The 21,185-nt window shown below is 68.0% G+C and carries 16 protein-coding genes; 9 read left to right on the plus strand and 7 right to left on the minus strand.

Annotation, left to right across the window (positions count from 1 at the left end):
- Positions 1-80: 80 nt before the first annotated feature.
- From ACQY78_RS13615 to ACQY78_RS13650, 8 genes are all read left to right on the plus strand, one after another.
- On the plus strand, positions 81-1,373 hold the full coding sequence (locus tag ACQY78_RS13615) for a hypothetical protein (protein ID WP_428686216.1): 1,293 nt from the start codon (positions 81-83) through the stop codon (positions 1,371-1,373).
- 9 nt (positions 1,374-1,382) lie between these two features.
- Positions 1,383-2,849, plus strand: a complete 1,467-nt coding sequence (locus ACQY78_RS13620; RefSeq protein WP_428686217.1) for an SrfA family protein — start codon at positions 1,383-1,385, stop codon at positions 2,847-2,849.
- A 39-nt stretch (positions 2,850-2,888) separates the two neighbouring features.
- Complete coding sequence (locus tag ACQY78_RS13625; RefSeq protein ID WP_428686218.1) at positions 2,889-5,855, plus strand: virulence factor SrfB; 2,967 nt, start codon at positions 2,889-2,891, stop codon at positions 5,853-5,855.
- A 5-nt stretch (positions 5,856-5,860) separates the two neighbouring features.
- The gene (locus ACQY78_RS13630; RefSeq protein ID WP_428686219.1) at positions 5,861-8,530 is read left to right on the plus strand and encodes a virulence factor SrfC family protein; all 2,670 of its coding nucleotides are present in this window, start codon (positions 5,861-5,863) and stop codon (positions 8,528-8,530) included.
- Between the two features lie 9 nt (positions 8,531-8,539).
- Entirely contained in the window at positions 8,540-9,634 is a 1,095-nt protein-coding gene (locus tag ACQY78_RS13635; RefSeq protein ID WP_428686220.1) for a tetratricopeptide repeat protein, read from the plus strand.
- Between the two features lie 2 nt (positions 9,635-9,636).
- Entirely contained in the window at positions 9,637-10,116 is a 480-nt protein-coding gene (locus ACQY78_RS13640; protein ID WP_428686221.1) for a hypothetical protein, read from the plus strand.
- Between the two features lie 66 nt (positions 10,117-10,182).
- A complete protein-coding gene (locus tag ACQY78_RS13645; protein WP_428686222.1) occupies positions 10,183-11,058 on the plus strand; it encodes a hypothetical protein in 876 nt (291 codons plus the stop codon).
- Positions 11,059-11,171: 113 nt separating this feature from the next.
- On the plus strand, positions 11,172-11,621 hold the full coding sequence (locus tag ACQY78_RS13650; RefSeq protein WP_428686223.1) for a hypothetical protein: 450 nt from the start codon (positions 11,172-11,174) through the stop codon (positions 11,619-11,621).
- Here ACQY78_RS13650 and ACQY78_RS13655 read toward each other — a convergent pair.
- From ACQY78_RS13655 to ACQY78_RS13680, 6 genes are read right to left on the minus strand one after another with little or no spacing between them, the layout of a single operon-like run.
- Positions 11,587-12,270: a response regulator gene (locus ACQY78_RS13655; RefSeq protein ID WP_428686224.1), complete on the minus strand. Its 684-nt coding sequence runs from the start codon at positions 12,268-12,270 to the stop codon at positions 11,587-11,589. The two genes, ACQY78_RS13650 and ACQY78_RS13655, sit on opposite strands and share 35 nt — an antisense overlap.
- On the minus strand, positions 12,260-14,944 hold the full coding sequence (locus ACQY78_RS13660) for an ATP-binding protein (RefSeq protein ID WP_428686225.1): 2,685 nt from the start codon (positions 14,942-14,944) through the stop codon (positions 12,260-12,262). Before ACQY78_RS13660 ends, ACQY78_RS13655 begins: the two co-directional genes overlap by 11 nt.
- Positions 14,945-14,959: 15 nt before the next feature.
- Positions 14,960-15,550, minus strand: coding sequence for a potassium-transporting ATPase subunit KdpC (kdpC, locus tag ACQY78_RS13665; RefSeq protein ID WP_428686226.1), 591 nt, complete (start codon positions 15,548-15,550; stop codon positions 14,960-14,962).
- A gap of 11 nt (positions 15,551-15,561) precedes the next feature.
- Complete coding sequence (kdpB, locus tag ACQY78_RS13670; protein ID WP_428686227.1) at positions 15,562-17,610, minus strand: potassium-transporting ATPase subunit KdpB; 2,049 nt, start codon at positions 17,608-17,610, stop codon at positions 15,562-15,564.
- Between the two features lie 12 nt (positions 17,611-17,622).
- A complete protein-coding gene (kdpA, locus tag ACQY78_RS13675) occupies positions 17,623-19,332 on the minus strand; it encodes a potassium-transporting ATPase subunit KdpA (RefSeq protein WP_428686228.1) in 1,710 nt (569 codons plus the stop codon).
- 7 nt (positions 19,333-19,339) lie between these two features.
- Complete coding sequence (locus tag ACQY78_RS13680) at positions 19,340-19,429, minus strand: potassium-transporting ATPase subunit F (protein ID WP_425068251.1); 90 nt, start codon at positions 19,427-19,429, stop codon at positions 19,340-19,342.
- Between the two features lie 347 nt (positions 19,430-19,776).
- Here ACQY78_RS13680 and ACQY78_RS13685 point away from each other — a divergent pair, with 347 nt between their 5' ends.
- A complete protein-coding gene (locus ACQY78_RS13685; protein WP_428686229.1) occupies positions 19,777-20,649 on the plus strand; it encodes a TorF family putative porin in 873 nt (290 codons plus the stop codon).
- A gap of 20 nt (positions 20,650-20,669) precedes the next feature.
- On the opposite strand, the gene ACQY78_RS13690 is transcribed toward ACQY78_RS13685, so the two are convergent.
- Entirely contained in the window at positions 20,670-21,179 is a 510-nt protein-coding gene (locus ACQY78_RS13690) for a hypothetical protein (RefSeq protein WP_428686230.1), read from the minus strand.
- Positions 21,180-21,185 lie beyond the last annotated feature (6 nt).

Raw genomic sequence — 21,185 nt, forward strand, 5'->3', positions numbered from 1 at the left:
TCAATCCGACATAAACCCGCCGGATTCGAACGATGTTATGATGCCTCAGCCAGCAATCATAAGTCCGACCTCAGGCCTCCATGGGCGAACGCCCCACTTTGTTGATGACGACGCGATTGGGCGTGCGCCCTCTGGGCGTGCGGGGCGAACCGCTGCATGCGGTCGCCAGCCAGTTGCTGTCCGTCATTCGCCGCCGCCTGGGTGATGGCCCGGCCGACCTGCTGGCCGATCCGCAGCTTCGCGAGTCCGGTGACGGCATCGACTGGTACGCCGCGCGCGGCGGCACGGTCGAACGCTTCGCAGAGCTGAGCGATGACCGGCGCGCGGAGGTCCTGCGCACCGTCGAGGAGCGGCTCGCTGCCATCCGGTCGCTGGGCGCGCAGCTCATGGGTTCGCAGACCAGCGAGGAAGCCCGACTGATCGGCCGCTCCCTCGAACTGTCGACGTCGCGTCCCTCGGATGATTTCGTGTTCCTCGTCGACGGGCAGCCGGTGATCGTTGCCTGGGGCTACGAAGAAGATGCCGCGGCGAGCCTGCAGGCCTTCCAGCTGGCGACGGTTCCCGCAGCGGCCCCGCCTCAGGCGCGCGCCCAGGCCGTGTTCGGCAGCGCGCCGGGCGCGGCGATGTTGCCGGCCACACAAATCGTCGGCTGGGCACCCTGGGTCAGGGCCCTGCTGTTCGGATTGCTGCTCCTCCTGCTCTTGCTGTTGACGTCTTGGCTCCTGCGGACCTGCGTGCCGGTCGATCCGTCCCTGAACGTGGCAACGCTCGAGACGCCGGCGCCCCCGGCGCCCGAAGCGCCGCCCGATCCGACGCCGCTGCTGAAAGCGGCCCTCGAATCGGCCGGCGACGAGGAGGGGAAGCTCAAGGCCGAGCTGGCCTCGCTCGAAGCCCAGCTCAAGGACAAGCTCGAACAGTGCAAGCCGATCGAGCCGCCCAAACCTCCGCCGGCGCCCCCGCCCGTGGCGAAGGTCGAGCCGCCGAAGCCGCCGCCGCCGCCGGCCCCCAAGCCGCAGCCGCCGCAGCAGGCGTCCGCCCCGCCGGTCAACCGTCCGCCGCCGGGCCAGCTTCCCTGCGACTGGTCGGGCGATTCCGGCGGCGAGGGCGTAACGCGCAACAAGCACTATCTGGGCGACAAGCCGGGCTTCGTCGCGCTGAACTACCAGCTGTTCGTGCGGCCCGACGACATCAAGGTCATCTATCGAGGTCAGAACGTCGCCGGAACCGGTGGCCCGCGCAGTGGTCGCGGCGGCTTCGGATTCGATTGGAATCCGGTGGCCGGGGATTATTCCGTCGATGTGATCGTAACGGGTGAGCAATGGGGTACGCGCTGGAACTATGCCATTTCCTGCCCGCGCGGCAGCAGACGGTGAGGAGCTGAAATGGCCGCAGGTCCGCTTCTCGCCCGTGAACCGCTGCAACGCTATCGCGCCCTCGGCCTTGCCGGCGATCCGGTCTGGCGTGCCGCAGGACAGCTGCGCGCTGCCATCGCCGCCCGCCTGTCGCGCGAACATGCCGACCTCCTGGCGTTGCCTGAGGCCGAGCCGAGCGGTCGCACCATCGACTGGTATGCGCCGTTCGACGGAGAGGTGAGGCGCCTCAGTGATCTCGGCGAGGCCGAGCGCCGCCAGATTCTCGACGAGGTGCAGCGGCTGCACGGCGAGATCGCCGGCCTCGCGACCCAGATGGAAGCGATGGAGCGCTCGAATGCCGAGCGCAATTTCGCGCGGCTTCTGCGTCACGCCCTCACCGCGCCGGGCGAGGAAACGCTCTACGTCGTCAACGGGCGGCCAGTGATGACCTTCTGGGGGTTCACCGCCGATGCGGCCCTGCCGGGCGTGTTCCTGGCGAGCCCTCCGCCCATGATCGCGGCCACCGCCACGGCCCGCGCCGCCGCTGCTTCCTCCGGACGGCCCGAGGCCGTGATGGCCTCGGCGCCGGCGATTGCCGCCGTCGCGGGCCCACGGACCGTATGGTGGCAATGGCTGCTGCTGGGCGTCGTGCTGATGCTGATCCTGGCGCTGCTCGCCTGGCTGGTGCGCCCCTATCTGCCGCGCATCGAACCCTATATCGAGGCCAAGGCCCGCGAACAGGCGCTGGGATTTGCCGTCCGCCAGCCGGCGGAGCTGCAGCAGGTCCGCGTCGCGACCCTGCTGCAGGACAGCGAGGATTTGCGTCTCGAACTGGCGCGCCTCACCGACGAGCTGTCACGCCGCGGCGGCGATTGCGCTGCCGGCGTCCTCGGACCGGGCGGTGTGATCGTCGGTTCGGCCGGTGGGCCACCGATCGAACGCGGCGCCGGGCCCGATCCCGCCATGGCCGCCAACGATCCGGCGCACGACGCCAAGGATCCGAACAAGCCGGAGCCCAAGGGCGCCGACGCGAAGGGACCCGACGAGCAGAACAAGGACAAGAACGCCGCGGCGCCCAACGATCCGAAGAACGAGGCCGCCAACAACAAGAAGGACGAGCCCAAGCCGATGGTTGTGCCGCCCGAGGCCAAGCAGAAGCAGGACCTCGCCTTCCTGAAGGGCGACTGGCGTTCGCGCACCGGCCTTGCGACCGCGACCGGCGAGAAGGATCTGCGCCCCTCCTACACGCTCGACGACAAGGGCAAGGGCAAGGTGTCGTTCACCCAGAAGAACGGCGCGACCTGCGAAGCGCCCGCCGAGGCACGCTGGGACGGCACCAAACTGGTGATCGAGGAAAAGAGCAACCCGCGCTGCAGCGACGGCAAGACCTACGCCCGCAACACCGTGAACTGCGAGATCGGCGCCGACGGCGCGGCGCAATGCAAAGGCAGCCAGCCCGGCGACCCGCGCAGCTACAAGGTGCAGATCGGGCGCTGAGACCCTACATATGCATGATGATGGCCGTACTGGATTGACATGAGCGACCTCGCCCGCCTGCCGAGCTATCCCAGCCCGACGACGCTGATTGCCCGCTCCGGCATCCAGTTCCTCGATTTCGGCTTCGATCCCGTGCGCCTCAAGGTGCGCGAATGGGGTTTCCATGACGCCTCTGCCTCGAACGCGGTCGACGATCTGGTGCAACTCGACTTCGACGAGGGCCGCGGCCAGTACGAGGTGGTGGAGAACGGCCGCCGTCGCGCCGCCGATCCGAACCTCGTCATCACCGCCAAGGATGCGCTCGCGCCCTTTCTCGACAAGTGGGTGCCGGTGCCATTCCTCCAGGTGCGGCCCAACAACCAGTTTCGCGAGGGCCCGGCCGACTGGGCGCGGGTACGCGTGGTCGATCTCGAGGCGCGCTACGGATCGGGTTATCGCGACGAGCAGGGCAACCGCTATCGCGCGGTCCTGGCCTTCGACACCGGCCTGATCGCCGAAGCCGAGGGCCGCGCCTATCTCGCCCCCTCGCCCAAGGACGTGACCGCCGGCGCGCTCTTCGCGCTCGCCCCACAGCAGCGCGCCAACCACTGGCTGCTGCGCCAGGGCTGGATGGTGCAGTGGCTCGACGAGCTGTTCCATGAATTGCATCCGCGCGCGACCGCAGAAGAAATCGACAACGACATCAAGCAGAAGCCGCAAGAGGCAACCGCGCGCTATCTCGCCTTCCTCGGCCTGCTCGCCGCCGCGGCGCACTTTCCGCCGGTCAAGCTGGTGGGCGATGCCGAGCGGCCGGGCCGCGGCGCGATCGAAGTGGATCTCGTGCTCGACGTCGGCAACTCGCGGACCTGCGGCCTCTTGATCGAGGCGGCGGGCGAGCTCGGCGTCAACCTGAACGATTCCTACGAGCTCGCGCTGCGCGACCTCTCGCATCCCGAGGTCGTCCATACGCGCCCCTTCGAATCGCGCGTTGAGTTCGCGCAGGCCTGGTTCGGCAAGAACCACCTCTCGCGTCTCGGCGGTCGCGCCGATGCCTTCGTCTGGCCGACCATGACGCGGGTCGGACCCGAGGCCACGCGACTGGCCGCGCGTCGTCGCGGCACCGAGGGCAATACCGGCATGTCGAGTCCCAAGCGCTATCTGTGGGACGAGGAGCCGCAAACCCGCGAATGGCGCTTCAACGTGGCCTACGCGCAGGACCAGACGGCAATGCCGGCCGCCGCCGGGCCGATGGCCCAGCTCGTGAACCAGAAGGGCGAGCCGCTGCACCTCGTCGATCCCGACGCCGACTCGGCCGACCACCTGCCGGTGTTCGAGCCACTCTATTCGCGCTCCTCGGTGATGACCTTCGTGCTTACCGAAGTCCTGCTGCAGGCGCTGATGCTGATGAATTCGCCTCAGCAACGCGGCCGGCGCGCCCATGCCGAGACGCCGCGCCGCCTGCGTCGCATCGTGCTCACCTTGCCAACCGGCATGCCGCTGGCCGAACGCCTGATCTTCCGCAAGCGCGCCGAAGCCGCGCGCGATCTCGTGTGGATGATGATGGGCTGGAAGCTCGACGATCCGGCGGCGCCGGCGCCGCGCGTTCTCACCGACTGGGACGAAGCGAGCTGCACGCAGCTCGTCTATCTCTACACCGAGGTCGCGCGCAATTTCGGCGGCGACGCCCGTCGCTTCTTCCAGATCACGCGCAAGCCGCGCGGCAAGCCGCCCGAGGATGTGCTCAACATCGCGAGCATCGACGTGGGCGGCGGCACGACCGACCTGATCATCAACTCCTACCGTCTGGAAGGCGCCGGCACCTCCGTCACGCTGTTGCCGGAGCAGAAGTTCCGCGAGGGCTTCAACGTCGCCGGCGACGATATCCTGCTGCGCGTGGTCCAGGGCCATGTCCTGCCGCCGATCGAGGCGGCCTTGCGCGCCGCCGGCATCGGCAATCCCGGCGACCTGATGGCCGAGCTGGTGGGCGGCGATCGCGGCGGCGAGGACGTGATCCAGCGCAACCTGCGCCAGCAGTTCGCCCTGCAGATCGCCCATCCGCTCGCGCTCGAGTTCCTGCGCGCCGCCGAGACCTACGATCCGACGTCGGGGGTCGTTGCGGCCGAGCCGCGCGCCTATGAGACCTTCTTTCCGGGCGGCGCAAGGCCGTCCGAGGAGGTCGTCACCTTCGTGAACGAGGCGGCGCGCAAGCGCGGCGCTCAGAACTTCGACCTGCGCGAAGTGATCTTCCCGGTCGACCTGCCCGGGCTCGACAAGACGGTACGGGCCGAGATGGGCCGCGTGCTGGCACCGCTCGCCGAGATCGTCCATGCCTACGATTGCGACGTGCTGCTGCTGTCGGGCCGGCCTTCGCGCCTGCCCGGCATCCGCGCCCTGGTGATGGAGCTTCTGCCGCTGCCGCCGGAGCGCGTGATCTCGCTGCACGAGTATCGCGTCGGTGCCTGGTATCCGTTCCGCGACGCGCGCCTGCGGGTCGAGGATCCCAAGACCACGGTTGCCGTCGGCGCGATGATCGCGGCGCTGGCGCAGTCGCAGCTTCCGGACTTCTCCTTCCGTTCCGACCTGCTGCGTTCCAAGAGCATCGCCCGGTTCATCGGCAAGCTCGACGGCGGCGGCCGCCTGCAGAAGGAAGACCTGATCTATCGCGACGTCGATCTCGACAATCGGGAGTTCGAACTGCCGGAAGTCGCCTTCGAGTTCCGCGGCCCGATGTGGCTGGGCGCCCGTCAGCTCGACCTGGTGCGCTGGCCGGCGGCGCGACTCTACGCGCTCGAGTTCGCCAAACCTGAATATGCCGAGCGCCACGCCCGCGAGACGCCGTTCCGGATCGCGCTCGCCAGGGTGAAGCCCAAAGACAAAGACTCGGGGGATGTCGAACGTTTCCGCCTGCGGCAGGTGACCAACCGCGACGGACGTGCCGTCGCACTCGACCGCCTGACGCTCCGCCTCCAGACATTGCCGCGCCGCGAGGGCTACTGGCTCGACACGGGCATGCTCAAGACCGGTTAGAGGACATGGACACAGTCGATCTCAAGCTGGCCCAGGACTGCGAGGCGCTGGCCGTCGCCGCGGGCGAGGGCGTGGCGTGGCTCAGGAACGCGTCGGAACAGTCGCCGACGGTGGCGCAACAGGCACCGTCACTGGTGAGCGAGCTGCAGAAGGTTCGCAACCAGAGCCGCAAGCTGGCGCGCGCCGCGCGTCGCCGCATGTGCGTGGGCGTGTTCGGTCCCAGCCAGGCCGGCAAGTCGTATCTCGTGTCGATCCTGGCGAGCCGCGATGGGCGCCCGTTGCAGGCGCGCTTCGCCGACAAGACCTATGACTTCCTGCGCGAGATCAACCCACCGGGCAATCGCGAGTCGACCGGCCTGGTCACGCGCTTTGGCCTCGGCCTCAGCGACGGCTCACCCGAGTTCCCGGTGAGGGTGCGGCTGCTCACGCAGACCGACATCGTGAAGATCCTGGGCAACTCCTTCCTGCTCGACTTCGACCATCAGAAGGCCGAGTTCGTCGGACCCGACGGCGCGGCGATCCGCAAGCGCCTGTCCGAGCTGCGCGCCAAGGCGCAGCCGCAGCCGGTCGGCGATCTCGATTCCGACGATGTGCTCGACCTGATCGAGTATTTCGACACCTTCTTCGCCGGCGTCACCGCCGAGTTGCGCACCGACTACTGGCGCGAGGCGATCGATCTCGCGCCGCGCCTGTCGGGCCCCGACCGCGCCCGGCTGTGGTCGGTGCTGTGGTACGACTTCCAGCCCTTCACCGACCTCTACCTCACGCTCTACGACGGCCTGCAGAAGCTCGGCCACGCGCCCGAAGCGCTGCTCGGCATGGACGCGCTGATCCCGCGCGAGAAGAGCATCGTCGACGTGCTGACGCTCGATCGCCTCGGTGCCGATGCCGACGATCCGCTGCTGGTGCGCCCCAGGCAGGCCGACGGCCGGTCCTCGCCCGATGCTCGGCTGCCGCGCTCGCTGGTCTGCGCGCTCACCGCCGAATTGAACGTCGCGATCGACGAGAAACCGTGGGACTTCTTCGATCACACCGACCTGCTCGATTTTCCGGGCGCGCGGTCACGGCTGAAGCTCGCGAACCTGGACGACGTCGCCAAGACCAAGGGCGTCGCCGAGGGCGCCAATCCGCTGCGCGAGCTGCTGCTGCGCGGCAAGGTCGCCTATCTGTTCCAGCGGTATTCGGCCGAGCGCGAACTCAGCGCCATCCTGCTGTGCATCCCCGACGGCAATCAGGAAGTCCGCGACCTCTCCGACATGATGACGGCGTGGATCGACCAGACGATCGGCGCCACGCCGGCGGACCGTGCCAAGCAGAAGAATGCGCTGTTTCTCGTGCTGACCAAGATGGACCGCGAGTTCGAGCAGAAGGCCGGCGAGACCGAGGAATCGCGCCGCCTGCGCTGGAGCGCGCGCCTCGGCAACTCGCTGGTCAACAATTTCCGCGGCGAGTGGCCGCTCAACTGGAACGGCAAGCCGTTCGACAACAGCTTCTGGCTGCGCAATCCGACCGTCATCGACGAGCGGCTGATGGACTATGACGGCGGCCGCGAAGTCGGCATCGCCGATTCCTTCGCCCAGCGCGCCGGCGAGCTGCGTCGCCATTTCATCGAGAACGAGGATGTACGCCGCCACTTCGGCGATCCTGCACTCGCCTGGGACGAGGCGTTCCGCGCCAATGACGGCGGTGTGGCGCACCTGGTGAAGAGCCTGATCCCGGTGTGCGATCCGGCGATCAAGCGCGCCCAGGTGCGCGGACAGCTCGAGATCCAGCTGCGCCGACTGGTCGACCGGCTCGCCGGCTTCCACAGTGCGTCCGATGGCGACGCGCGGGCGAAGAAGCGCGACCTCATCCACACGGTGCTGCGCGGCCTGGCGAACGTCATCCAGCAACAGCTGTTCGGCGAACTCGTCGGTGCCCTTCAGGTCGCCGACACGGCCTTGCGCGATATCTACTTCCGCATTGCCACGGCACAGCCGTCCGACGAGGGCACAGGCAGGAACGGCAAGTCCCCGGCCGCCGCAGCGCAGTCGACCGGCGCCGCGGTCGACATCGGCGCCATCTTTGCCGACGTGTTCGGCGAGGAGCCCGGCCGCGCTCCGCCGCCCTCCGGGGTGATCGAGGATCGCGCGGAGCGCTTCGCCCGCGAGGCCGCCGAATACTGGCTCGAGAACATGCGCCGCGTCGGCGCCGACGAGAAGGCCCTGTCGCATTTCGGCGTCGACCGCCAGCATCTCGGCTGGCTGATCGACGAGCTGATCGTGGGCGCCCATCGCCTGAAGCTGATCGACCAGCTCTCCCATGAAGTGCGCGAGCTGGAGAACGCCGCCAACGCCAAGTGGGAGGAGATCGCCGAGCGCCAGGTGCGCACGGCCTCCTCGGCACTCAACGGCTATGTCAGCGCGCTCGGCTTCGACAAGCTGCCGCTCGACCAGCGACCCGGCCTGCCGCCGAACGCACCGCTGCGCCGCGTGTTCGAGCAGCCGACCCTGATGATCGACGGCATCCCGCAGCTCAGCGAGAATCCGGCGCCGATCTATGCCGACTACTGCAAGGACTGGATGCGCGCCTTCCTGCAGCTCGCCATGGACAATGTCGGTTACGAGGGCGGACGCGAGATCACGCCGGAGCAGAACGACCGGCTGGGCGCCATCCTGCGCACCGTGGCGGCGTAGAGCGCTTCGATGCCCGTTCGCGCGACCATCACCCCGATGCCGGAACCCGGCCACGCGCTGTTGCGCGTGAGCGAACTCGACGCCGCGCCCGACGGCCTCACCATCTCGATCCAGCGCCAGCAGGGGCCGGATACGCACCTGGCCGACGATGGCTGGCGGCGCACCGAAACCTGGCTGATGCCCGACGAGGTGAGGCGCAACGGCGAAACCCTGGAATTCCATCTCGGTCCCGAGATCTGCGACCGGCTGGCGGGAATCGCGACCGTCCGGCTGCGCGTGCGCGAGCCCGACATCGGGGTCGTCGGCACGACCGTCGTGGCCTGGCCCACGATGCTGACCTCCGGCGCGGCAGGCGCCTCGGGCGCCTACGACGACACGGTGCGGCTCCGTCGCCGGCAACCGCTTCCGCCCGAGCCCGAACCGGAACTGCCGCCGCCCCTGGAGGTCGCGCCCGAGCCGCCGCCGCCACCGCCTCGCCCGGACCTGAGGGCCGCGCGCGACCCGATGGCCGATCTGCCGAAGCGCTCCGGCGCGACCGGCTGGATGATCGCCGCCGTGCTCGTCCTGCTCGCGGTGGGCGGTGGCTATTACTACTGGACCAACCACCTCCATCCGCCGGAGCCCGTCGTCGTCGCCGCGACGCCGCCCGCGCCGACGCCGCTGCAACCGCCGGCTCCGCAGCCGCCCGCGAAGTCGGTGCGCGAGACGGTCGCGGAGTATCTCGCGACCAAGCCCCCGCCTGAGGCGATGCTGGCCAAGGCCCGGGACTTCGCCAAGGCGGACGACTTTGCATCGGCCTTCCTGGTGTTCCGTCAGGCCGCCGAACAGGGCAACGCTGCCGCCCAGCTCGAGCTTGCGTCCTTCTACGACCCGATGAGTCCGGCCAAGGCGGGCTTCCCGCATGACGGCGTGCAGGCCGCCGACTGGTACGAGCGCGCCGCACTGACCGGTCTTGCGGAAGCCCAGCGCAAGCTTGGTATCCTGCTCGCCAAAGGTGGCGCGGGCCTCACCGCCGACGCGGCCAAGGCCAAGGTCTGGCTGCAACAGGCTGCAGCCCAGAACGATGCCGATGCGAAGAAGGCTCTGGACGGTCTCCCGAAATGAAGATGAGCTCTTGGTTGCCGGTGACGGCGGTGTTGCTTGCCGGCACGGCACAGGCGCAGACGGCGGCCAGTAAACCCGCAAGCCCGCCGCCGCCCAGCAATCTGGCCTGCGGCGTCCTCAAGGCCGAGACCTCGAAGACAGGCCCGAGCTCGAACTGGACCGTCTCGGGCCCCTCGGGAAAGAACACCGAGACCGGCGTCCTGAAGAGCGGGCCCCGCTTCGAATGCATCGACGGCGCCGTGCTGACCGTCGAGTTCACCTCGACGGCCGGGCACTCCTTCTTCGATGCCTACTTCCCCGACGGCACCAACATCGGGTACGGCCGCCAGCAGATCGACCGCCGCGGCAGCCGCTTCGTCCTGCCGATCCAGGCTAAGGCCCGCATCGCCGCGCCTTATCGGACGGCTTTCGACTATCACTGCAAGCTCAACATGCCGGCCGATCCGATCTCGCCGACCATGCGCGCGGAGTGCGCTTTCTGAATTCCCCTTGTCAGCAGGCACGCAAATTGCACTTACTATGCGTCTGCGTACCTTGGGGAAAAAGCGATGAAGATCAAGATTGCTGGCGGGCTGACCGCCCTTGTCCTTGCAGGCTCCGCCCTGCTGGCCGCTCAACCCGCCCTGGCACAGGGGGCGATCGACAATAGTTCTCTGGCCTCAACCGCCTTCCGCGAACACAAGCGCACCTTCGGGCTGGTCTACACGCTGCCGAAGGAAGTGAACGATCTTCTCTCTCTCACGATCGGCGGGCTGCTGCGCGAGAAGCTGCTGAACGCGAACCTGATCGACGAGGCGCTGCGTTTCAACATCCCCCACGTCACGGTTCTGCACATCCACAGCGCCGATCCGACGACGCCGGACAAGATGCTGAAGGCCATGCCGAAGCTGCCGCCGGTCCTGAATGTCACGCTCAAGACCTTCTATACGACCGAAGCGGCCAAGGGCGCCGGCCATCCCTGGTGGCTCGACCTCGGTATCGTCAAGGAAGGAGCAAGTTTTGAGGCGATGATGGCCTTCAACACGCTTGCCACGCCGGCGCTCACGCCGCTGCGCGACGGGCCGCTGCCGCGCGTCACGGGGCCAGTCTATGCGGCAATGGGTGATGCCGGTAAGGAACTGGTCCAGACGGTCGGCGTCAGCGGCATCAATACCGTCAAGGACGGCAAGGAACTGCGCCCGCACAATCCGCACAACACCCTGGTCTACTCGATGGCGAAGTTCACGCCCGAGATCCAGGCGGCCTTCAACCAGACCGCGGTCGAGTTCAACCAGATCCTGCCCGACGGCATCCCCACCGCGTTCAAGACGGTGTCGATCGTGGAGCTGGGCTTCGCGGGCAACGTGCTGCGCGAAATCTATCGCCTGAGCCTCGAGGACGGCTCCGTGATCAACGTCGCGACCGGCGCCAAGGTCGCGAAGTAGCTCCGCGGCACACGGCCCCGTCTTTATGCCGGGGCTATGCCGGCTCGTGTCCAGCCCTCTCGAATTCCTACGGGACCCTCCGCCATATCGGAGGCGTCCCGGAGGAAATTTGCATGCTCGACATCCCGTCTTCTGCTCCCGACGACCCGTCGGGAGCCCTCGTCGATCAAGTCATGGCGGTCGCGCACCTGCCGCCGACGGCAAGCGTCGCCGTCATCGGCCATCACACCCTGCCGCTCCTTCTCGCCCTCATGCGTCGCGGCTGCGCATGCGTACGGAGCCTGCGTCCGGACACGGTCGCGCCGGACGGTGAAGCCACCGACCTCGCCTGGATCGTCGACGTCGCCAGCGAAGACGAACTCTGCGAGGCGCTGCAGGCCGCGCGCCGCCGTACCGGAGCGAGCGGCCGCGTGATCGTGGAAGGCACGGAGTGCGTCTGCCGCACAGGACTTTCCGCCGTCCGCGATCGCGCGGCTAGCGCGGGTCTCGACGTGGTTTCGTTCGATCACAGGGCGGGCCGGCTCGTCTTCAGACCAGCCGGTAGCCAACCCCAGGCTCGGTGAGGACGTGCTGCGGCGAGGCCGGATCGGTCTCGATCTTCTGGCGAAGCTGGCGGATATAGACCCTCAGATATTGCGGATCGACCGCCTCATCGCGCCACACTTCGCGCAGCAGGTGGCGATGGGTCAGCACCTTGCCGGCATGGATCGCGAGCTGTTCGAGGATGTCGTATTCCTTGGGCGACAGCTTCACCGCCTCGCCGTCGCGCTCGACCAGCCGGCGCACCAGATCGACCTTGAGCGTGCCGCTGGAAAAAGACCGGTCCGCGCCCTGCTGCTGCAGCCGGTGACGCAGCGCCGCGCGCAGGCGCGCCATCAACTCCTCGGCACCGAATGGCTTGGTGACGTAGTCGTCGGCGCCGGAATCGAGGGCCGCCACCTTGGCCGACTCGTCGCCGCGGCCCGACAACACGACGATGGGCACCGGCGCCAGCTTGCGGATGTCGGCGATCAGCTCGAGCCCGTCGCGATCGGGCAGGCCGAGATCGAGCAACACCAGATCCGGCCGGTGGTGCCGCATCGCCTGCAGGGCCTCGGCGCCCGTTCCGGCTTCCAGGACACGGTAGTCGTGCGCCGCCAGGGTCGTGCGCAGCAGCCGACGGATCGGCGGCTCGTCCTCGACGATCAGGATGGTGGCGCCGTCAGCCGTCATTTTGAGAAACCGGAAACTCCATCACGAATTCCGCACCGCCGGGTTCGTTTCGAGTGTTTCGATTGCGCGCCGTGAGCGTGCCCCCCATGGCTTCGACCAAACCGCGGGCGATGGCAAGCCCCAGTCCCGTGCCGGCACGGCGCCGATCCCCCGACTCGGCGCGATAGAACTTCTCGAAGATGCGTTCGAGGTCGGCCTCGGCGATGCCCGGCCCCTCGTCGCGCACGATGATCTCGACCCTCGATCCGGCGAGCCTGGCCTCCACCGAGAGACGGCCGCCGGGCGGGGAATACTTGGCGGCATTGTCGAGCAGGTTGAACAGGGCCTGCTCGGCCAGCACGAAGTCGAGCGGCAGGGCAGGCAGCGCTGGCGGCACGATGCTGCCGACCTCGTGGCCGGCCAACAGCGGCGCGGCGCGACGCAGCGCGGTCGAGATCAGGTCGCCCACTTCGACGGCCTCACGCCGGGGCACGACAGCGCCGGCATCCAGCCGCGTCATGTCGAGCAGGTTGCCGACGAAGCGGTCGAGTCGCTCGGCCTCGCCCTGTGCCGTCGCCAGCAGTTCTTCGCGTGCCGCAGCATCGTAACGCGCCCCGAAGCTGCGCAGGCTGGACAGGGATCCAATGATCGAGGCGAGCGGCGTGCGCAGATCGTGCGAGACCGAGGTCAGCATCGCCGAGCGCAGCCGCTCGCGCTCCGCCCCCAGCCGCGCCTGGTCGATGTCTTCCGCAAGCGTCACGCGCTCGATGGCCACGGCCGCCTGGTTTCCGACGGCCTCGAGCAGGCGGCGTTCGCCCGCCGAGAGCTCGTGGCCCTCCTTGTTCGGCAGCACGCCGATCACGGCAATCGCCGAACGGCTGGTGCGGATCGGCACGAACAGCCAGCGCCCCCCCGGTAGGGTGTCGGTCCCGCGGCCCGCGGGCCGGTCGGCATCCCAGGACCAGCGCGCAGCGGCGAGATCGGCGTCGCTCAGTGCCCCGTCGGGAGGGAAGGCCGCCCGGGTCGTGAGCTGGCCTTCCTCCGGCATCAGCACCACGATCTCGGCCTGCAGCAGGCGCGCCAGATGCGAAACCACGATCCACAGGAGATCGTAGAGCTCGACGACACCCGCGATCTTGCGGCTGAAGGCGTAGAGCCCGGCGGTGGTGCGTGCCTCGCGACGCGCCGATTCCGTCTGCGTGCGCGTCCTGGCCGCCAGCGCGCTCGCGATCACCGCCACGACGACGAACAGGAAGAGCGCCATCACGTTGGCCGGGTCGGCGATCGTGAACTGGTAGAGGGGCGGCAGGAAGAAGAAGTTGAAGCAGGCGACGCTGAGTGCCGACACCCAGAGCGACGGCACCAGCCCGTGGCGTGCGGCGGAGAACAGCACCGGAAGCACGTAGACCAGCGAGATGTTGGGCAGCACGATCAGGCGATCGATCAGCACGCCGGCAACGGTTGCCACGGCCGTCGCCAGGCTGCCCTCGAGATAGGGCCCCGACGTCAGCGGCACGTCGCGCAGCCAATCGCGTGGGCCGGACTTCTGCTCTCCATCGGCCGAGGGCGCCACCTCGACGGCAAGGCCCGACCCCGAGCGCACCAGCTCGTCGACCACCGAGCCGTGGCGCAGCTCGAACCAGCGCGACCGCCGCGACTTGCCGACCACGACGCGCGTGGCATTCCGCGAGCGCGCGAAGGCCACGATCTCCTCGACGACCGAGCGGCCGGGCAAGGTGACGACCTCCGCCCCCAGCCGGGCTGCCAGACGCTGGGCCTCGGCCAGGCGCGCATGTTCGGCTTCCGAGAGCGTGGCGTGCCGGTCGGTCTCGACATAGAGCGCGATCAGCTCGGCATCGAGCGCGTCGGCGCTGCGCTTGGCGGCCCGCACGGCGTTGGCCGCCCCCGGCCCGGGATCGAGGCAGACGATCACCCGCTCGCCCGCCGCCCAGGGACCGGCGATGGCATGTTCACGCATGTAGCTGCGCATCTGCTCGTCGACGCGCAGGGCGGTGCGCCGGAGCGCCAGTTCACGCAGCGCCGTCAGATTGCCGGGCGAGAAGTAATGGCGGAGCGCGCGCTGCGCCTGGTCGCGGACATAAACCTTGCCCTCGGCCAGCCGCGCAATCAGGTCGGCCGGCGTCAGATCGATCAGCTCGACCTCGTCGGCGGCATCGACGACATGGTCCGGCACGGTCTCGCGCACGCGGATGCGCGTGATGCGGGCGACCACATCGTTCAAGCTCTCGATATGCTGGACGTTCAGGGTCGAATAGACGTCGATGCCGGCCGCCAGCAGCTCCTCGACGTCGAGGTAGCGCTTGGGGTGTCGGCTGCCTTCGGCATTGGTGTGAGCGAGCTCATCGACCAGGACCAGGGCCGGCCGCCGCTTCAGGACGGCGTCGAGATCCATCTCTCCGATCGTGCGGCCGCGATAGTCGACCGAGCGGCGCGGCAGGATCTCGAGTCCCTTGAGCTGCGCCTCGGTTTCGACCCGGCCATGCGTCTCGACGACGCCGACCACCACGTCGATCCCTTCGCGGACCCGACGGTGGGCAGCCGACAGCATCTCCCAGGTCTTGCCGACGCCGGGCGCGGCGCCGAGGAAGATCTTGTGCTTGCCGCGCGACTCCTTCTCCGCCGCCTTCAGGAGCGCGTCGGGCGAGGGCCGCAGATCGTCAACGGCGGTGGGCATGCAGCCGGATCATTGTCACCGCTTGGGCAGCGCGTCGAGGGCGAGATTGAGCTGCAGCACGTTGACCCGCGGCTCGCCCAGCAGCCCGTACATGCGGCCTTCGGTATGCTGCGCCACCAGCGTCCGCACCTCGGCTTCCGGCAGCCCCCGCGCCTTGGCGACGCGCGCAACCTGCCAGGTCGCCCCCTCCGGCGAGAGGTGCGGATCGAGGCCGCTCCCCGAGGTCGTGACGAGATCGACCGGCACGCCGTTGCCGAGCTTGTCGGCGTCCTCCTTGACCCGGTCGACCAGGGCCTTGGAGGTCGGGCCGAGGTTCGAGCCGGCCGAGTTGGCCGCGTTGTAGGGCGCGGCGACGGTCTTGGTCGAATCGGCCGGATCGGTATCGGTTGTCGCCGAGGGGCGGCTGTGGAAATAGGTCTCGCCGGTGAAGGACTGGCCGATCAGGCTCGAGCCCACGACCTTGCCGTCCTTCTGGAGGAGCGAGCCGCCGGCCTGGCCGGGAAAGGCCGCACCGGCAACGCCCACCATGGCGAGCGGATAGGCGATTCCCAGCAGGACGGTCATCAGGACCAGCATGACGAGCGAAGCACGGAAATGACGAAGCATGATTGTCTCCTTCAGGCGAGGCCGGTGGCCGCGACCACAACGTCGATCAGCTTGATGCCGACGAAGGGGACGACCAGGCCGCCTATTCCATAGATCAGCAGGTTGCGCCGGAGCAGCGAAGCGGCACCGCTCGGGCGGTACTGCACGCCGCGCAGCGCCAGCGGGATCAGCGCCACGATGATCAGCGCATTGAAGATGATCGCCGAGAGAATGGCGCTCTGCGGCGTCGCCAGTCCCATGACGTTCAGCACGCCGAGCTGCGGGTAGAAGGCGATGAACATCGCCGGAATGATGGCGAAGTACTTCGCCACGTCGTTGGCGATCGAGAAGGTGGTGAGCGCGCCGCGCGTCATCAGCAGCTGCTTGCCGATGGCCACGATTTCGATGAGCTTGGTCGGGTCGCTGTCGAGATCGACCATGTTGCCGGCCTCGCGTGCGGCATTGGTGCCGGTCTGCATGGCGACGCCGACATCGGCCTGGGCGAGCGCAGGCGCGTCGTTGGTGCCGTCGCCGCACATCGCCACCAACTTGCCCTTGGCCTGCTCCTCGCGGATCAGGCGCAGCTTGGCTTCCGGCGTCGCCTGCGCGAGGAAATCGTCGACGCCGGCTTCGGCGGCGATCGCGGCCGCCGTCTGCGGATTGTCGCCGGTGATCATCACGGTGCGGATGCCCATGGCGCGCAGCTCCGCGAAGCGCTCGCGGATGCCGCCCTTCACGATGTCCTTCAGGTAGACGACGCCCAGGATTCGGCCGTTGCGCGACACGCCGAGCGGCGTGCCGCCCTCCTTGGCGATGGTCGTGGCGATTCGGTTCACCTCTTCGACCGGCGGCGTGATGCCGAGCGAGCGCGCATGCTCGATCACCGACTCGACGGCGCCCTTGCGGATGACCGCGCCTTCATGGTCGACGCCGCTCATGCGGGTCTGCGCCGTGAAGGGCACGAACTGCCCGTGCAGCTCGGCCACGTCGACACCACGCAGGCCGTACTTCTCCTTGGCCAGCACGACGATCGAGCGGCCTTCCGGAGTCTCGTCGGCCAGGCTGGCCAGCTGAGCCACCCGCGCCACCTCGTCCTCGGTCACGCCCGTCACCGGGATGAACTGCGTGGCGTGGCGGTTGCCGAGCGTGATGGTGCCGGTCTTGTCGAGCAGCAGCGTATCGACGTCGCCCGCCGCCTCCACGGCACGGCCGGAGGTCGCCAGCACGTTGAAGCGCACCAGCCGGTTCATGCCGGCGATGCCGATGGCCGACAGCAAGGCGCCGATGGTCGTCGGGATCAGGGTGACGAACAGCGCGATCAGCACGACGACGGAAACCGCGCCGCCGGCATAGGTCGCGAAGCTCGGGATGGTCACGACCGCCAGCACGAAGATCAGCGTGAGGCCGGCCAGCAGGACGCTGAGCGCCAGCTCGTTGGGAGTCTTCTGGCGCGCGGCACCCTCGACCAGGGCGATCATGCGATCGAGGAAGCTCGATCCCTCCTCCGCGGTGATGCGGACCTTGATCCGGTCCGACAGGACGCGCGTGCCGCCCGTCACGGCCGAGCGGTCGCCGCCGGCCTCGCGGATCACCGGCGCGGACTCGCCGGTGATGGCCGATTCGTCGATCGTCGCCACGCCTTCGATGATCTCGCCGTCGCCCGGCACCAGGTCGCCAGCTTCGACCAGCACCTTCTCGCCAACCTTCAAGGTGTGCGCGCGCCGCGGCTCGAACGTGTCGCCGACGCCCAGCAGCACCTTGGCCATGGTCTCGCTGCGCATACGGCGCAGCGTGTCGGCCTGGGCCTTGCCACGACCCTCGGCGACGGCCTCGGCAAAGGTGGCAAACAGCACCGTCACCCACAGCCAGAGCACGATCTGGATCTGGAAGCCGCTCCCGGCCACTCCGGTCACCAGATCACGCACGGTGAGGACGGTGGCGGCCAGCGCGACCATCTCGACGGTGAACATCACCGGGTTCTTCACCAGCTCGCGCGGGTCGAGCTTGGCGAAGCTGTCCAGCAGTGCCGGTTTCAGGATCGCGGGGTCGAGGAGCGACTGCGACTTGTCACGTTTACTCATGATGACGCCTCGTTAGAACAGCGAGCCGGCCAGCAGAGCGAAATGCTCCGCGATGGGGCCGAGGGCCAAGGCCGGCAGGAAGGTGAGACCGCCCACGATCAGCACGGCGCCGACCAGCAGGCCGACGAACAGCCCGCCATGGGTCGGGAAGGTACCGGCCGAGATCGCGGCCTTGCGCTTGGCGGCGAGCGACCCGGCGACGGCCAGCATCGGGATGATGATGGCGAAGCGGCCGACCATCATCGCGACGGCGAGCGTGCCGTTGTAGTAGACGGTGTTGGCGGTCAGGCCGCCGAAGGCGCTGCCGTTGTTCGCCGCCGCCGACGTATAGGCATAGAAGATCTCGCTGAAGCCATGCGGGCCTGCGTTGGCCGGACCGGCGAGGCCGGCCGGGACGACGGCGGCCAGCGCCGTGAAGCCCAGCACCGCCAGCGGGACGCAGAGGATGGCGAGCATGGTGAACTTCACCTCACGCGCCTCGATCTTCTTGCCGACATACTCCGGCGTGCGGCCGACCATCAGGCCCGCCAGGAAGATCGCCAGGATGGCGAACAGCAGCATGCCGTAGAGGCCCGCGCCGACGCCGCCGATGATGATCTCACCCAGCAGCATGTTGACGAGCGGGACCATACCGCCGAGCGGCATGAAACTGTCGAGCATGGCGTTCACCGCACCGCACGAGGCGGCCGTGGTGATCACGGCGAACAAGGCGGAGAGCGGAGCACCGAAGCGCACCTCCTTGCCTTCCATGTTGCCGGCCGCATTGTCGACGCCGAGCGCCCCGATCAGCGGATTGCCGCCGGCCTCGGCCCAGTAGCAGACGACCACGCCGGCCAGGAACAGCACGCTCATGGCGGCCAGGATCGCCCAGCCCTGGCGCTCGTCGCCGACGGCACGGCCGAACAGGTTGGTGAGCGCCGCACCGATCACGAAGATCGACAGCATCTGCACCAGGTTCGAGAGCGCCGTCGGATTCTCATAGGGATGCGCGGAGTTGGCGTTGAAGAAGCCGCCGCCATTGGTGCCCAGCATCTTGATGGCAAGCTGCGAGGCCACCGGCCCCTGCGCGATGGTCTGCTTGGCGCCCTCGAGCGTGGTCGCCTCGACATAGGACGACAGGTTCTGCGGCACGCCCTGCCAGACATAGAAGACCGTCAGCAGCAGGCAGAAGGGCAGCAGCACGTAGAGCGTGGCGCGCACTATATCGGCCCAGAAGTTGCCGATGCCCTTGGATTCGGCGCGCGCAAAGCCGCGCACCAGGGCCACGGCCAACGCGATGCCGGTGGCGGCGCTCAGGAAGTTCTGCACCGAGAGGCCCGCCATCTGCGAGAGATAGCTCATGGTCGTCTCGCCGCCGTAGCTCTGCCAATTGGTGTTGGTCAGGAAGCTCACGGCGGTGTTGCCCGCGAGGTCGGGCGGTACGGCGGACATGCCCTGCGGATTGAGCGGCAGCAGGTCCTGCAAGCGCAGCAGCAGGTACAGGAAGGCGAAGCCGACGATGTGGAAGACCACCATGGCGCGGGCATAGACCCACCAGCTCTGTTCTTCCGCCGGGTCGATGCCGGCCAGTCGATAGAAGCCGCGCTCGACCGGCAGCAGCACCGGCGACAGCAGGGTACGCCGCCCCGCCATGACATTGTCGAGATAGCCGCCAAGTGGCCGCGTGAGCAGCAGCACGAGGCCGCAGAAGAGCGCGATCTGCGCCCAGCCGTTGAGAGTCATGACCGCCTCAGAATTTCTCCGGCCGCGCCAGCGCGACCGTCAGATAGACGAGCAAAAGGGCGGCAAGGCCGCCGCCGAGCAGGTAATCGAACGTCATGATCGCCTCACAGCCTGTGGCACAGGCGTTCGTAGGCGATCAGGAGGCAGAACAGGACGAGTCCGCCGCCGAAGAACAGGATGTCGAGCATGGAAGTCTCCTTCGGCCGCATAGAAGGCGTTCCAGCCATAGGAATTCGAGCCGGCGGGCGCGCCGCTCGCATAGGAAATTCATAGGAATTTGCGGCGCGTGACCCTCAGGTCCCTGAACAGCTTCATGAAGAGACCCCTCTGCCGCCGGCAGTCGCTTCCGTCTTTATGGGAATCCTATGGGTTTCCCTTGCCACTCTTCTGGATTTCCTAGGCCTGGAAGGCGTTCTGTGCGGCCGACATCAGGGGAGATAAAAGATGATCGGCAGAAGCTTGATCTCGATGATTGCGATGACCGTGTCGAGTGCTTCATACGCGCAGGGCACGACAGATCCGCAGACCATGACGGTCACGCAGGATCAGCAGACGGCTCAGGGTACGCCGAATGCGGCGACTGAGGCGGCACCCGAGAAGGAGACCTGGAAGGCTCCGTTCGGCGGCAACTTCACCGCCGGCTTCGCCGTCCTCAACGACTATTCTTATCGCGGCATCTCGCAGACCCAGCGCCAGATCGCCATCCAGGCGTCGCTCGGCTACGAGACCCCCACCGTCAGCGAAAAGGTCCCGCTCAGCGCCTATGTCGGCGCCTGGGGCTCCAACGTGAACTTCCCCGGCACCGGCACCACCGCCGAGATCGACCTGCTCACCGGTCTCAAGCTCAAGCTCATGGACGACAAGCTCACCTTCGACCTGGGCTACATCCGCTACAACTACCTCAGCGCCCCCTCGAACCTGTTCTACGACTTCAATGAGTTCGGCCTCGTCGCCGGCTACGACTTCGGCGTCGCCCAACTCAGCGCGGCCGTCCGCTACAGCCCCAACTTCTTCGCCAACTCCGGCAACGCCTGGTACAAGTGGGCCTCGCTTACCGTTCCCATGCCGTTCCTCCACGTCAACGACAACGTGGCGTTCAAGGCCTTCGGCACCATCGGCAACCAGTATGTCGAGCGCTTCGCCAACTACGGCATCCCCAATGACAACTACTGGGACTGGCAGCTCGGCCTCGTCGTCTCCGTCTACGGATTCGACCTCTCCGCCGTCTACACCGGCACCAACCTCAGCGTTCAGGACTGCCTCGGCACCCAGAACTGCGCCAGCCGCGTCATCCTCGGCATCGCCAAGTCGTTCTAGCGCCGGACGAAGCGACGGCCCTAGTGCCGGAACCTCAGGCTGACCGCCAGCATGCGCAGCGACAACAGGCCGAGGCTGAGGCCCAGCATGCCGAACAGCAGGCTGGGCTCCGCCAGCGCCGCGCCGCGATAGGGAAAGACCTGGCCGCCGATCAGCATGAACAGCCAGATCACCGCCCAGCTCGCCATCTCGAAGAACGAGGCGGCGCCGGGCACGTAGTTCGCCGGCTTGGCGTAGGGCGCAAAGCGCACCGTCCAGAACAGGTAGGCGGACATCGCCACGAACCAGAGAAAGCTCAGGAACTGGACGGCCGTGAGCAAGGTCGCGGGCTTGGCGAGCCGGCACCAGAAGGCCGGCAGGCCCGCGGCACACAGACCGTCGAGGGTCTTCTCGGTGAAGCCGACCGCTCCCTCCGCCAGCGCCGTGTTCGCCAGGACGACATAGGCGAGCACCATCACCGGTATGGGCGAGAGGACCAGGATCCACTCCCACAACAGGATCGGCGTCATCTTCGATTTGGCTTGTGCCATGGCGGG

The sequence above is a fragment of the Reyranella sp. genome (assembly GCF_965279625.1).
Lineage (GTDB): Bacteria > Pseudomonadota > Alphaproteobacteria > Reyranellales > Reyranellaceae > Reyranella.

What these genes read in the sequence shown, in the direction of transcription:
- ACQY78_RS13685 (WP_428686229.1), top strand. Translation starts at nt 19,777, where the DNA reads ATGATCGGCAGAAGCTTGATCTCGATGATTGCGATGACCGTGTCGAGT.
- ACQY78_RS13625 (WP_428686218.1), top strand. Translation starts at nt 2,889, where the DNA reads ATGAGCGACCTCGCCCGCCTGCCGAGCTATCCCAGCCCGACGACGCTG.
- ACQY78_RS13635 (WP_428686220.1), top strand. Translation starts at nt 8,540, where the DNA reads ATGCCCGTTCGCGCGACCATCACCCCGATGCCGGAACCCGGCCACGCG.
- ACQY78_RS13680 (WP_425068251.1), bottom strand. Translation starts at nt 19,429, where the DNA reads ATGACGTTCGATTACCTGCTCGGCGGCGGCCTTGCCGCCCTTTTGCTC.
- ACQY78_RS13615 (WP_428686216.1), top strand. Translation starts at nt 81, where the DNA reads ATGGGCGAACGCCCCACTTTGTTGATGACGACGCGATTGGGCGTGCGC.
- ACQY78_RS13655 (WP_428686224.1), bottom strand. Translation starts at nt 12,270, where the DNA reads ATGACGGCTGACGGCGCCACCATCCTGATCGTCGAGGACGAGCCGCCG.
- ACQY78_RS13650 (WP_428686223.1), top strand. Translation starts at nt 11,172, where the DNA reads ATGCTCGACATCCCGTCTTCTGCTCCCGACGACCCGTCGGGAGCCCTC.
- kdpA (WP_428686228.1), bottom strand. Translation starts at nt 19,332, where the DNA reads ATGACTCTCAACGGCTGGGCGCAGATCGCGCTCTTCTGCGGCCTCGTG.
- kdpB (WP_428686227.1), bottom strand. Translation starts at nt 17,610, where the DNA reads ATGAGTAAACGTGACAAGTCGCAGTCGCTCCTCGACCCCGCGATCCTG.
- ACQY78_RS13660 (WP_428686225.1), bottom strand. Translation starts at nt 14,944, where the DNA reads ATGCCCACCGCCGTTGACGATCTGCGGCCCTCGCCCGACGCGCTCCTG.
- ACQY78_RS13640 (WP_428686221.1), top strand. Translation starts at nt 9,637, where the DNA reads ATGAGCTCTTGGTTGCCGGTGACGGCGGTGTTGCTTGCCGGCACGGCA.
- ACQY78_RS13620 (WP_428686217.1), top strand. Translation starts at nt 1,383, where the DNA reads ATGGCCGCAGGTCCGCTTCTCGCCCGTGAACCGCTGCAACGCTATCGC.
- kdpC (WP_428686226.1), bottom strand. Translation starts at nt 15,550, where the DNA reads ATGCTTCGTCATTTCCGTGCTTCGCTCGTCATGCTGGTCCTGATGACC.
- ACQY78_RS13645 (WP_428686222.1), top strand. Translation starts at nt 10,183, where the DNA reads ATGAAGATCAAGATTGCTGGCGGGCTGACCGCCCTTGTCCTTGCAGGC.
- ACQY78_RS13630 (WP_428686219.1), top strand. Translation starts at nt 5,861, where the DNA reads ATGGACACAGTCGATCTCAAGCTGGCCCAGGACTGCGAGGCGCTGGCC.
- ACQY78_RS13690 (WP_428686230.1), bottom strand. Translation starts at nt 21,179, where the DNA reads ATGGCACAAGCCAAATCGAAGATGACGCCGATCCTGTTGTGGGAGTGG.